Below are 12,885 nucleotides of genomic sequence, written 5' to 3' on the forward strand. Positions count from 1 at the left end.
TTGGAACCATGAAAATAACATTTATCCGACACGGGCACAGTCAAAGTAACGAATTGAATATTTTATCCAGCAGCGCGGACGATGAGTTTTACCTAACCGACAAGGGCGTGGCGGAGATAAAAAAGGCTGCTCTAGAGTTCCGACCTTCTGCGGTCGAAAACGTTATCTTCATCAGCTCGCCGCTGAAACGTACTGTCCACAGCGCTCAAGTTTATATGAAGGCGATCGGTAAATCTAATGACGAACTTGCCATTGACCCCAGAATTAGAGAACTTGATTACGGAAAATTTTCTGGCAAAGAGAATGTGGGTCATATCCAAGAAAAGATTGACGAGGCGTATTCGAAATTTAAAAAAGATGGCGACAATTTGTTTAGGGTGGGTAAAACCGGCGAGAATAATTACGAATTTTTGATGAGAAATTACCGGTTTTTGAATGAATTGTGTGAAAAGTACATCAATAATGCCAATGTCCACGTAGTCGTTTTTTCTCATGCCGGTCCGATACGCGCGATGGAGAACGCGATTTTAAATAGCAGTGAACATCGTCCTAGAATTGCCAACGGTGAATTTCGTACGCATGAAATAAAACGACCTTTGCTAGGTCATATACGAAGAGAGGTTTTTAAGCTCAATAATTTTGTGTCAAAGAATACGAAACACTACGATGTAATAATTGGCGGCGCTGGTCCTTTTGGTCTAGTTTGTGCGGAGAGGCTAGCTAGTGCAGGAAAAAACGTGCTAATTTTAGAGAAAGAGAGCTACATCGGCGGTACCAGCTCATCGTATATTGATGAAGAGACTGGCATCGAAGTGCATCGTTTTGGTCCGCATATCTTTCATATCAAGGATGAGAAAATACATAAATATGTATCTAAGTTTAAACCCCTCAATAATTATGTGCACAAAATAAAAGCGGCGCTGGTCCAAGACGAGACAGGCGAGATCAGTTATTATGATATGCCGTTAAACTTGAACTCGATTAATGATTATTATCATAAAAAATTAACACCAAAAGCCGCTCAAGAGTTTATATCTAAGCGTACTGGCGGCATTGAAGTATCTCAGGCAAAAAATGCAAAAGAAGCTGGCTACGCCGTTTTTGGGAAAGAATTGTTTGAATCATTTTTTAAAAACTATACCGAAAAACAGTGGGGACGATTGGCTGAAACTCTGCCTCCTGATTTATTCAGCCGGTATCAAATCAGATGGGATGATAATAATGAGGCGTTTGCTGGTCAATTCCAGGGAATTCCAGAAACAAGCTACGATGACCTCTTTAAGAGTATTGTGAGCCATGCCAATGAGACATACAGCGGAAGCATCGATATTATTTATAATGCAGATTTTCTTGTTGAATCTGAAAAAATTGAGCGACAGAACGGATACAGTAGTTTAAAAATATTCACTGGAGCTATTGATGAATACTTTAAGTTTTCGCTCGGAGAGCTAGCTTATAGATCGTTAAAATTCGAAGTTATCAAGAAGAATATGGATGAATTTCAGCCTGTTGCCGTCGTTAATTACCCGCAAAAGAAATACAAATATACGCGAGTTACAGAATATAAACATTTTCATCCTGAGGCGAAGAGTAGTAAGACGATTGTTGGTTACGAATTTCCGGTTGAATACACCAGGGGACTGGAGCGGATATATCCAATTGAGGATGAAAAGAATAAAAAACTGTATAGGAAGTATAAACTTTTAGCGGAAAAAGAATACAAAGACAAAAGAGTGCTTTTTGGTGGTAGGTTGGGCGAATATAGGTACTATGACCTTGAGAATACGATAAAATCGGCTATAGAATTAGCGGATAAGATAGTTAAGGAGTATTTGTAATATATAGCTAAGGTGGTGAACCTATTAGGGTTCACCCAACTAACCCGTAAAGCCATAGTAAACCGTAGGAATGCTATTGGGCTGGCGAGCAGTTCTGGCTGGTTGGCTCTTGCCATCCATTCTTTGCAGAGTTCTTCTAGTTGGTGGGTTAGGATGCGTTGTCCGTAGAGTTTGCGCATGTGGCGCTTGGCTACGCTCCAAATTAGCTCAGCTTTGTTGGTATTAGCAAAGTCGCCTCTGCTGTGGTTGTGGCTTTCATGCTCGTAGCCTAGGAGCGGTAATTCGTCGTAACCGTACCATTTGTCGGTAATAATTAGGCTGCCTGGTTTTACGCTGTCTTGGATGAACTGTTCAAGCACATCTTGGCTTCGTCCGTCATGGAAGCCGCCGGTTATACGCAAGGCTAAGCGCCCGGTATCCTGCTCAATGGCGCCAGTAACTATGTAGGTAGCTTGTTTACTCTTGAGCTTTGAGAAGTAGCTTTCGTCGGCTTGGATTAAGCCTTCTAGCATTGTTGCAGCGTCTGGCAGGTTCTCTCGAAAGCGGGAGAACCATCTAGCTACAGTTGGATAACTAACGCCAGCAAACAGTATAGCTGCCTCAACACTTTTACGATTCTGCCAGCACCAGATTAGCTTGAATAGTTGTTTGGACGACAGCTTCATGCCATACAGCCAGGAACCATGCCAGGCAGTGGCTCTGAGCTTTTTGCGGCATATTTTGCACCAGAGATATCTTGAGAGGTAGTTTTCTTGCAGCTCGCACCCGCAGAGCGGGCACGACACCTCCTCCCCAAAGACAAGCTTGTTGATAAGCCTCCAGCACTTCTTATTGCTGGCAAAGTTTGGTATGTTAGACATACGGAGCGTCCTTTCTGTACTTAGTTGCTTTACATCTCTAAGTATATGGGATGTTCCGTTTTAGTTTAGAGTACCCGAATGTCAACTTACTAGCCGTATGCTATCAGCAGGGTGTATAATAAGCCTATCTAATAAATCATAAACAAAGGAATACATATGAATATCAAACCTCTAGACATAGTATCTATGATAGGTATTATTATCGTAGTATCAAGTAGCGCTATCTCTACATATATTGCCGTAAAAGCAAGCAAGAAACAAAAAGCTCAGCAAGAGAAAGACGCTAAAACTGAAAATACAGAACCAAACAGCCCCGTAGCAAGCACCAGCGAACTCCGCGCCGAACTGGATGATTTGAAGAAACGAGTCGCAGCGCTGGAGAAGAAGTAAGTAGATAATCTCGCCTCTAATCTTGCCTCTTGCATCGTGAATCTTTTTCTCAAGATAGGAGATCTAGGTATGAGGTTGTAATGTGTGGGCGACCCTAGTTCACTAACAGCACTTCGCTCTGTCTGATATACTGAAGAGTAGTATGAAAATCTCCTTGACTCAGCCTAACACTACAATAAAACGCCAAGCAACACAGGCGTTTTTTGATAAAACAAAGGCAAAACCGCGCGAAGAAGGCGTTGATTTCTCGCTGGCTCTCATTATGGCTGGCGTGCCGGGTGCTGGTAAAACGGAATATATCAGCTCGTTCATCGAAGAAAATGAGATATTCAAGCACGATGCTCTACGAATTGATCTGGATGAGATTATCACTGTTTTTGAAGAGTATACGCCAGAAGAAGATGGCAGATTTCGTAGTATTGGTAATAGAATTGTTGAGAATATTTTGGATCGTGCTTTTAGGAACGGGTACAATTTTATTCTAGATGGTACATTCGCTGGTGCTAAAGCAATTAATAATGTGCGGCGCGCTGTTCGCCATGGCTATCTTGTATATATCGTTGTGTTAGTTGAGGATATTGAACAGGCTAAAGAATATACGCGCATTCGCAGAGAAAAAAACCAAAAGAGAGATTAAGGATGAAGCATTTGACAAGACGATAATAGGGATAAGGAAGAATCTTAAAATTATTCAAAGCGAGTTTGTCGAGAAAGGATTGCCGGTTGTAGTTGAATTTATCGAGAAGCGCTGGCAAGAAGGTACGGTTAGCTACAAGAGAAGTACGTGGCCTAACATTGATGCTTTATATGAAAAATGATAAAATAAACCACATGGATAAACTTAGAAAGACGGCAGAAATGAACTCTCTAAGAAATAGAATCAAAAAGCAAGCAGCGATAACTCGCCAAAACAAAATGAAGAAAGCCCTTGAAGATCCGAAGAAAATTCGTGCTGCTGCTCAAGGTGCCATTAGGCGACAGCAGAAGCTAGCCAAGGCTGGATAGATAACTCCCGTCCATTTCACATTCCCTTCACACGAGCCTGCTGCACTGACATAGAACCAAGAAAGGAGATCTATGCCATTTGTACAACGTGCCTGGTTGTATATCACCAGGAAAAAACTCAAAACGCTGATTTTGCTGGCGATTTTGCTGTGTATGTCGACGATTATGCTGAGTGGATTTGCCATCAAGCATTCGACCGACGCGGCGGCGCAGTCGCTAGACAAAACGCTCAAGGCCGGCTTCACGCTGGGCAATAATCCGCGCACCAATCCAGGAACCGCCCGCGGCTCAGGAACGGTGTCAAACAAAGATATCGACGCGGTGAAGAACCTAGAGGGTGCGACGGACTATGTCAAGCGTCAGAACGCCACGGTTGATTTTATCAATACCAAACTGGTGCCGGGTTCACCAAACGAATCCATAACAAGCCCTAGCCTTTAAGTAGCTGTCTACATTATAGAACAAATCGGGGTTGTTGTAGCGGTTTTCGTATTCTCTTAGGATAAGTCCTAGGTCGTTTAGATTAAAGGTTAGGTCTCGGTAGATATAGCGCAGCGCTCGCTTAATTACACTCCAAGAGATTTTCTATATGGTTAGTGGATCCAAAGAAGCCAGTAGAGTGATTGCAGGCTAGCCATTCATAACCTAGAGCGGGCAATTCATTATAGCCGCTAAATCCATCTGTTAAGACTAGGCTGCCTGCCCGGATGGTTTGTTGCACGGAAGCGCTCGGGCATTCTCTCTATCTCTGCGGTGAATAATTCTTAATCTAATGCGCTGCCTTTTAGGATCTATAGCGCCGATTACTAATCGCTGCTTGGCCCGAACTTCTTCTTGCCAAAGAAGCTGCCCGTCTACCTCGCAAGCACCCTCTAAAATAGCTTCAGAAGGCTTCAGGGAAGCTCGAAAGCGCGCTAGCCACCTTCCGTACAGTTGGGTAGCTAACGCCAGCAATCTTGATCGTTTCTCCTATGCTGCATTTCTGCTGCCAACACCAAATTAGGATAATGATTTGCCTAAGGGTTAGATTGCAATAAGAGAATACCTTGGTATCTGCTTTAACAGAGTATTTCTTTTTGCAATCTGGACAGTACTCATAGTTCTTCCGCAACTTTAATTGCTTGGCTACCGCAATATTTGCAAGAAACCTCTCCCCAGACGCAGCGATAAAACTTACGGTGGCAATGATATTCTGATGGAATATCTGCTAAACTATTCATTAGAACAGTCTCCTCTCTAAAACTAGGTTTGTTTACACTACTTATCTTAGACTAAAGAGGCTGTTCTTTTCTGGATTCGTTGGGTGAACCTCCGCTTCCTGTGCTATTGACAATCATCATGCTAATTGCTGTAATAAAAAGATAGGCATTACTTCTTACACAGGGACTTGGCGTAGCGATAGGTAACAAATTATGGCAGAACAAATAGCCTCAGCGTGCGGGCAGGTTGCTGGCAGCACCGAATTGGCTGGCAGGACGGCGCGGCGCGTAATTCCAGCGTGCGAGCTGACGAGCAAGCGGCTCGGCGCGCTGCTTGCGAGATACCACGTTGCACGGAGCGAAGACGGCGCGCTTGCGATCAAGCAAGATGACAGCCGAATCTGCGTGCCGTACGGCTACGGCGGCACGAAAACGCCGCGTGACGAAGACGGCAGCTACAGCGTCGCTCCGGAACGCCTCGACATTGCGGCGATTGATTGGGGGCATACCGGCATGCCGTACCGCCTTTCCGTCGAGTTCCGCCCAAATGCCGAAGACGAAAGCAAAGCAGCAAACGAAAAGGTTGCCGCCACGGCGCGCATTCTCGGCAGCAAAGCGGCGGCGCATATCGCTGATACGATTTTTGGCGCAGGCGCATGGTCGTGGACGGCGCCGACACGATAATAAATAAGGTTCAAGCCTACTTTAGCCTAGTCACTCGCTTCCTTTCGTAGCATCTTAAGTAGCTCATGGTACATATCTTTATGTCTCATATTATACCTAAATTCACACTCTTTGAGATGTAAGTTGAAATAGTCTTTTCTTAAGCCTCGTAGCTTGGTTAGACGCACCTTTGCTAAGCCCCAAAAGTTCTCTATGCCATTGATATGGTTCTTTTAGGATTGTTTTTATTAACGAATTCATTATTACCATGATTTACACGGGTAGTGACGCTTATATCCCCAGTCAACTAACCCGTCATAACTACGCCAACCATCACTGTAGATAGTACTATTCTAGCTGTACTTTCATTCGTACAATCTGCTTTAGAGTCTCTTAGGCTAACATGAGGTATAGGTACTAAGTACTATTTGGGTATATACCTTACCATGACGCTTTAATAGACCAAAGACAATAATCTTAGTCTTTGTTACTAGCTCTACGGAGACTATGTATATCATGTGCGCTACGTACTCTACATGGTCCAAAATAACTTTCATCAATCTCAACTTCGCCAGAGAGTGGCGAGGTGGCCTCGCAGCGCTTGGCGATAACGGTTCGAATATGCGTCAGAATGCGATTGATTGTATTGCGGTTCACGCCGGTTAAAGAGGCTATTTGAGTAGCCGTGATATCTTCACAAAATAGCCTAACAATCTGCCTGGTTTTAGCCTCTGAAATATGTGAACGTTTTAGATACCTATTCCTCATCTGTTATTTAGTATAGATGATGGGGTTAAAGTAGTCTTGAACCAATTAAATATATTAGATTATGACATATTTATCATTAAGTAGATTACAGAGAGAACAAAATCAACTAAGCTTAAATCTCATTGAATATTCGCTTGAGGAAGAATGACAATCTAGCAGGCTTATTGGAGAACTTCGCAAACGCGTATATCCTAAGCTACCGAGCGGATTATTTGATCCGCAGGACCTTGAACATCAAACATTGTTTCGCTTGACTACATATGACCCAAATGATATTACCGACGAAACAATTGATGAGGTTATTCGCGAACAACATGCAATTATCGAAAATAGGCTGAGTAGCGTAAGTGATCGTGAGTACTTATTTCGCGGTTTTAACCATCGCAGTAAGGATTTGAATACGCGAGACAGGCTTGAGCTGAAGCACGATAAAAATAGACTATACGCAACAGGATTTGGTCGAACTATTGAAGTTGAGTTTCGTAAAATAACTGACGATGCCACCATTAGGCTTTTTACGGAAAAGTTGCACTATATCCATCATGCACGCGCAACCGGCGATACATTTGGCTTCTACTTTACTGGAGATGATATTCCTTGGGGTGTTGAGACGATAGAATGGGGATTGAACATTAAAAAATATAAGCAAGATGCACTGCTGGCTCATGGAATTGATCCGAGCAAGGCTGTAGAGGTAACTCGGTTATACTTACTGCCCGGCAGTCCAAAAAATGCTATAAGCATATTAGATGGTTTAGTTGCCAAATACTATCGAGAAAAAGGCATGGAAGCAATGTACACAACAACCATGCCAATGTACGCTAAGACCAAAGGAGCAACTACATCAGGGGGAATGCGCAGCGTACTGTTAGTAAAAGAGTTGTCTCACAAGTTTACTAAATCAAATCTAGGAAACAAAACAGTGTATCAACATAGCGTAAATGCCAACAATAAACAAATTGCATTGAAGACAAGTTCTAAATTCCCAACCTTGCTAACAGTTGAAACTTTCCTACGATTAAATAAAAATAAAGAATTAGTACCTCTTCCTGCCCTAAGAGATAAAACAATATTCATTAATACTCATTATCGACGCAGCGAAAAGGTCGCTGAAATGCGATTTCTTATAGAGAATTTATCAAAGTTGTTAAGTGAAATGCAAAACATAGAAGCAAATTATGTGCAGACTTGTTGTCTCAATGATTCTTTTTGGCAAAAAAATAATTCCAGCAACAAAATAAGACTCCGACAGATGATTGCAAAAACACAAATCACCTACGAAGTTTCTACAAAGTATCGGATATCAAAAGAAAAGCATATAAGAACAACTATTAATGACATCTTGTATCGTGGCGATAGTTACGACAACGCTCTTTCTGCCATAAAAATTAAAGACAAGAAATATCACAATGTCAAAGATTTTGAAAGAATCAGAATGACCTATGCTACTAGCAAAGTGTTCCTGTCTATTGACATATGCCCTTTTGGTTCGTTTCTAAAGATATCTGGAGACGCAGATCATGTACTAAAGACAGCAAAAATATTATGCTTCAAGAAAGACCAAAGCTTAACCGACTCTTTAGATAGTCTCTATGAAAAATGGTGTGAATCTCTAAAGATCGAAAAGCAGCACTCTATAAAATTTGGGCTAGGAAAGACAGTGCGTGAGTAAAGTAATCAGAAACCTACACCTCATCCCAGGCGTCTCAGGCTGCGGTAAAACCACAGTGGCTAAATATATGGCACGCAAACTAGAATACGCCGACATGGTCGTCGGCTACACTACGCGACCAGCTAGAGCTAACGAGGAAGACGGTGTAGATTATCATTTCCGAAATATTACTCATCTACACTCAAAATTAGGTGAACTTGGTTGGCGGTACAGCCAAATTGGTGAACATTATTATTACGCGAACGACACTGAGACCTTACCAAACGATACGATCACAACAAAGGTCTTACCTGTATCATTCAGTGTATTAGACGAGGTCATTGAAGACTACTCCTACGCTATGACAAATGATTGTAAAATCTCTGTCGCACCAATTATAATAGGAGATGAGCTAAGGGGTTCCTGGCTTTCAATTACACAACCTCTGCGACCAAGTAGAGATTTGCGTGCGGAACTAACATTGCAAGACGAGATACTATCCAGTCGAAAGTTCGACGGCTTATTCTACCCCACATGGAGTTCCAGGAACGACGCCGAAAACTATTTACGTATGTACAATATCATAAGGAGGCAGTTTTGAAATTAATCCTAGCAACAACAAATCCTCATAAAATAGTAAAGCTGAGACAAATCTTTAGTCAATATTTTAACGATATATCCCCGCAGAGTAAGAAAGTTGACATAGAAGAAGATGGCAAAACTTTCTGCGAAAATGCCGAGAAGAAGGCTATCGAAGTCTCCAAGATTTACCACTGCCATGCGGTCGCCACTGACGGCGGCGTGCTCATACCCGCACTAGGCAATGATTGGAATGGTTTGCTTACAAAACGGTTTATCGGTCAAGCTGATGCGACAGATTTTGATAGAATTGAAGCTTTGCTTGAACTTATGAAAGATAAAAAAGGAACTGAACGGGCAATACTATGGAACGAGGCCATTGCCCTGGCGAATGATGGTGTGCTGCTATTCTCGGTGCAAGTTGAAGGTGATCAAGGAGAGATTCAAGAGACGTACAACCCAGAACAGTATCAGCCTGGGATTTGGCAGTGCACTGTTACACGCTATCCTCAATTTGATGGTAAAAATTTCTTTGAGTTAAATGAGGAGGAGCGCAAATATAGCGAGATATCATGGACGAGGCTAGAGGCGGCGGTGAGAGATTTCATGAACAGAAATAGCTCTACTGCCAATCTCTAGATTTTATTTACTAGTTCTACTAAAAGATGCTATACATACAGCTCAAGTTTTGCGGGAACTATCGCAGAATATTTAAGTTATTGCAGAATTGCAGAGCGCAATAAGACAAACTAGCAGTGTTTACATAATCGACGTCTTCCACTATAATTATAGGTAACGCGCGACGTGTTTTGTCTGAGGTGCTTCAGTGCCTCGGCGGCAGCTCGCGTCGTGAATATCATCAATATTAAGTTAGGAGAAATACCTCTATGGCAGACTTTGACCGTTCAAAGCCTCACATCAATGTCGGTACCATGGGTCACGTCGACCACGGTAAAACGACTTTGACCGCTGCGATCACTCATGTGCTCGCGAAGCGTCTTCCCAGCGACGTGAACAAAGCGCGCGATTACGCTGACATCGACAACGCGCCTGAAGAAAAAGCGCGCGGTATCACTATCGCGACTTCGCACCAAGAGTACGAGAGCGAGAAGCGCCACTACGCCCACGTCGACATGCCGGGCCACGCCGACTACGTCAAGAACATGATCACCGGTGCCGCGCAGATCGACGGTGCGATCCTTGTGGTCGCCGCCAACGACGGTCCGCTGCCGCAAACGCGCGAGCACGTACTGCTAGCTCACCAGGTGGGCGTGCCGAAGATTGTCGTCTTCTTGAACAAGATGGACTTGGCAGACCCGGAATTAGTCGAGTTGGTCGAAATGGACGTTCGCGAGCTACTCACCAAGAACGGCTACGATGGCGACAACGCACCGATCATCAAGGGCTCAGCAACTAAAGCGCTTGAGGGCGATAAAGAGGCTGAAGACGCAATCATGGAATTGGTCAAAGCGATGGACGACTACTTTGAGTTGCCGAAGCGCGATCTGGATAAGCCGTTCTTGATGCCGATTGAAGACGTCTTCTCAATCAAGGGTCGCGGTACAGTCGCGACAGGGCGTATTGAGCAGGGTGTCGTAAAGATTAACGACCCAGTAGAGATCGTTGGTTTGAAGCCGACGCAAAGCTCGGTCGTCACTGGTATCGAGGCGTTCAAAAAGACGCTTGACCAAGGCCAGGCTGGCGACAATGCTGGACTGCTGCTGCGCGGTATTGAGCGCGAGCAAATTGAGCGCGGCCAGGTGATCGTGAAACCAGGCACGTTGACGCCACACACCGAATTCGAAGCTGAGGTGTATATCTTGAAGAAAGAAGAGGGCGGACGCCACACGCCGTTTAGCAAGGGCTACAAACCGCAGTTCTACTTCCGTACAACAGACGTAACGGGCGAAGTCGAGCTGCCGGCCGACAAAGAAATGGTCATGCCTGGCGACCAGGTGACATTTAAGGTCAAACTGCTCGCACCGATTGCGATGGACAAAGGTCAAGACTTCGCGATCCGCGAAGGCGGCCGCACCGTCGGTGCTGGTGTCGTTACCAACATCATCAAGTAGCTGATCGCTGCTTTTGCAACAATACCCCGCTTGTGTAAGCGGGGTATTTTGGTTGACGCAATTGCTGTCTTGTGGCATATTATTTAATAATGTGTAATCAAAAAGACAAACTAACGCTTTCGTCATGGAATATAAAAGGTGGACTGAGTGATCCGCAGCGTGCCCGGAAAATCACCGAAGCGGTGGTGGATGCTGATTGCGATATTATACTATTGCCTGATGCATGGCATGAAGATTCTGAATTTTCCCGGTACTTAGGCGAGGAGCGCAGGCTACTAGTGTCGCCTCAGGAATTTTATGAAGTCGGCTATAATTTTTATGCAACAGTGTACGACGATGACACCCGTCCGGACGATAACTACGCAAACTATGCTTTAGTAGCGTTGGTAAAACGAGGAAAATCAATTAGAGCAAATCCAGTTTTATTGGGGCATCGACCTGGATTTAAGTTTGATTGCCGCTTGGGCAATAAAAGCATTTCAGCCATTGGCGTATATCTGAGTGATCAATCCTCAAAAATGCGTCTCCGTCAAGTTAACGACTTGATTAATTTATCAGGCAACAACAGCCCGACTGTACTTATCGGCGACATGAATGAACTGTACAGAAAATCGCGGCTAGCCCGCAGTATGCAATCATCGCTGTTTAAGGCGGTTGCCCGATTAATCCACCTGGAAAATGATATGCTGACACGATTAAATGAAATGGCAGACAGTGCAGCAATTACGCAGCTAGAAGCATTTGGATTTTGCGATGTTGACCATGAGCATCGCGGGACGATGCCGCAAAACATGCCTGTGCTTCAGCTTGACCGTGTACTGACGCGTGGCGTTATAACATCGGACGTGCGTCACTACAATCACAAAGGACTTTCAGACCATAAGAGGATTGAAGCTGATATTTTTAGCTGATTGCACTGTGATATATTTTGTGGTATGATTGACCAGTAAATATCATAAATCGCTCTGCGATAACTCGGTCAGACGCTAACAAAACCGATTCGAACCGAGGTTACGCGGGAGCAAAGGAGTAATTATGGCAGACGCCAATAACCAGGGTCTGAAGATCCGCATCCGCCTCAAGGCATACGACCACAAACTTATTGACCAGTCGGCGAAGCAAATCGTTGATACAGCGATCCGCACCGGTGCGACTGTTGCCGGTCCTGTGCCGCTGCCAACGCGCCGCAGCACCTACACGGTGGTAAAGAGCCCGCACGTGTACAAGACGGGCGGCGAAGCATTTGAGATGCGCGTGCATAAGCGCCTAATTGACATCTCAAACGCTAGCCCAAAGACTATTGACAACTTGCAGAACTTGTCGCTGCCAGCCGGCGTCGACGCAGAGATCCGCATGTAATTTCGGACTTTCCGCTTCATAAATAACCCTGCTAGACGCGGGGTTATTTTTGTAGGTAAAATATGCACTCCATGATATATTTATCATAATTTTTGCCTGAGCCGGCGGCAAATCAATCAATAACTATGCTGCATATGCTATACTGATGATATGTCGCGCAAACACAAACAGCGTACCTACGCACGTAATCGTATATTTAGCCGCCGCGGCAACGAAAAACTGCAAGAGCCAGACAGTTCGTATCTTTTAAAGTTGGTAATCGTAGCGATACTAGGCACGTTGTGGCTGAAGTTCCGTACACCAGCCAGCGCGGGCGCGGTAGTGGTCAATGCATTGCCGGTCGGGTTGGCGGTAGGCGTGCTGCTCGTGCATTGGCTGGAAACATCGCCGATGAACCGCAAGATTTGGTACGCAACGCTGCTGATTATCGCAATTGTGAGTTATTTTTTGCCGGCGGGAATCGTCATTTAGCTTGCTTTTTAGCGCGCTGCTTGTAGAGAA

14 protein-coding genes and 1 pseudogene are annotated in these 12,885 nt (G+C 44.4%); 13 read left to right on the plus strand and 2 right to left on the minus strand.

Features of this window, described 5'->3' with window-relative positions:
• Window positions 1-8 precede the first annotated feature (8 nt).
• Window positions 9-1,838 (plus strand): histidine phosphatase family protein, encoded by a 1,830-nt coding sequence (locus J5A52_02940; protein QUB37085.1) that lies wholly within the window; start codon window positions 9-11, stop codon window positions 1,836-1,838.
• Here J5A52_02940 and J5A52_02945 read toward each other — a convergent pair.
• Window positions 1,769-2,698, minus strand: a complete 930-nt coding sequence (locus J5A52_02945; protein ID QUB37086.1) for an IS1595 family transposase — start codon at window positions 2,696-2,698, stop codon at window positions 1,769-1,771. The genes J5A52_02940 and J5A52_02945 overlap by 70 nt on opposite strands.
• Window positions 2,699-2,854: 156 nt before the next feature.
• Between J5A52_02945 and J5A52_02950 the strand changes: the two genes are divergently transcribed.
• From J5A52_02950 to J5A52_02970, 5 genes are all read left to right on the plus strand, one after another.
• Window positions 2,855-3,088 (plus strand): hypothetical protein, encoded by a 234-nt coding sequence (locus J5A52_02950; protein QUB37087.1) that lies wholly within the window; start codon window positions 2,855-2,857, stop codon window positions 3,086-3,088.
• A 142-nt stretch (window positions 3,089-3,230) separates the two neighbouring features.
• Complete coding sequence (locus tag J5A52_02955) at window positions 3,231-3,725, plus strand: ATP-binding protein (protein QUB37088.1); 495 nt, start codon at window positions 3,231-3,233, stop codon at window positions 3,723-3,725.
• A gap of 170 nt (window positions 3,726-3,895) precedes the next feature.
• Window positions 3,896-4,093, plus strand: coding sequence for a hypothetical protein (locus J5A52_02960; protein ID QUB37089.1), 198 nt, complete (start codon window positions 3,896-3,898; stop codon window positions 4,091-4,093).
• Between the two features lie 72 nt (window positions 4,094-4,165).
• A complete protein-coding gene (locus J5A52_02965) occupies window positions 4,166-4,534 on the plus strand; it encodes a hypothetical protein (GenBank protein QUB37090.1) in 369 nt (122 codons plus the stop codon).
• A 971-nt stretch (window positions 4,535-5,505) separates the two neighbouring features.
• On the plus strand, window positions 5,506-5,976 hold the full coding sequence (locus J5A52_02970) for a hypothetical protein (GenBank protein ID QUB37091.1): 471 nt from the start codon (window positions 5,506-5,508) through the stop codon (window positions 5,974-5,976).
• 26 nt (window positions 5,977-6,002) lie between these two features.
• Here the strand turns inward: J5A52_02970 and J5A52_02975 are convergent.
• Window positions 6,003-6,723, minus strand: a pseudogene (locus J5A52_02975) (IS1595 family transposase).
• Window positions 6,724-6,973: 250 nt separating this feature from the next.
• Between J5A52_02975 and J5A52_02980 the strand changes: the two are divergent.
• The 7 genes from J5A52_02980 to J5A52_03010 all read left to right on the plus strand — a co-directional run bounded on the left by J5A52_02980 (window position 6,974) and on the right by J5A52_03010 (window position 12,855).
• Complete coding sequence (locus J5A52_02980) at window positions 6,974-8,395, plus strand: hypothetical protein (protein QUB37092.1); 1,422 nt, start codon at window positions 6,974-6,976, stop codon at window positions 8,393-8,395.
• Window positions 8,388-8,975 carry a hypothetical protein gene (locus tag J5A52_02985; GenBank protein QUB37093.1) on the plus strand — a complete coding sequence of 196 codons (588 nt, stop codon included), beginning with the start codon at window positions 8,388-8,390 and terminating at the stop codon, window positions 8,973-8,975. Before J5A52_02980 ends, J5A52_02985 begins: the two co-directional genes overlap by 8 nt.
• Window positions 8,972-9,592 carry a hypothetical protein gene (locus tag J5A52_02990; protein QUB37094.1) on the plus strand — a complete coding sequence of 207 codons (621 nt, stop codon included), beginning with the start codon at window positions 8,972-8,974 and terminating at the stop codon, window positions 9,590-9,592. The genes J5A52_02985 and J5A52_02990 overlap by 4 nt, the downstream gene beginning before the upstream one ends.
• 248 nt (window positions 9,593-9,840) lie before the next feature.
• Window positions 9,841-11,025: an elongation factor Tu gene (gene tuf / locus J5A52_02995; GenBank protein QUB37095.1), complete on the plus strand. Its 1,185-nt coding sequence runs from the start codon at window positions 9,841-9,843 to the stop codon at window positions 11,023-11,025.
• An 89-nt stretch (window positions 11,026-11,114) separates the two neighbouring features.
• Window positions 11,115-11,936 carry an endonuclease/exonuclease/phosphatase family protein gene (locus J5A52_03000; protein QUB37096.1) on the plus strand — a complete coding sequence of 274 codons (822 nt, stop codon included), beginning with the start codon at window positions 11,115-11,117 and terminating at the stop codon, window positions 11,934-11,936.
• Window positions 11,937-12,060: 124 nt separating this feature from the next.
• Complete coding sequence (gene rpsJ, locus J5A52_03005; protein ID QUB37097.1) at window positions 12,061-12,384, plus strand: 30S ribosomal protein S10; 324 nt, start codon at window positions 12,061-12,063, stop codon at window positions 12,382-12,384.
• 150 nt (window positions 12,385-12,534) lie between these two features.
• Window positions 12,535-12,855 carry a hypothetical protein gene (locus J5A52_03010; protein ID QUB37098.1) on the plus strand — a complete coding sequence of 107 codons (321 nt, stop codon included), beginning with the start codon at window positions 12,535-12,537 and terminating at the stop codon, window positions 12,853-12,855.
• Window positions 12,856-12,885: the final 30 nt, after the last annotated feature.

The sequence above is a fragment of the TM7 phylum sp. oral taxon 349 genome (genome assembly GCA_018127705.1).
Classification (GTDB): Bacteria; Patescibacteriota; Saccharimonadia; order Saccharimonadales; family Saccharimonadaceae; genus Saccharimonas.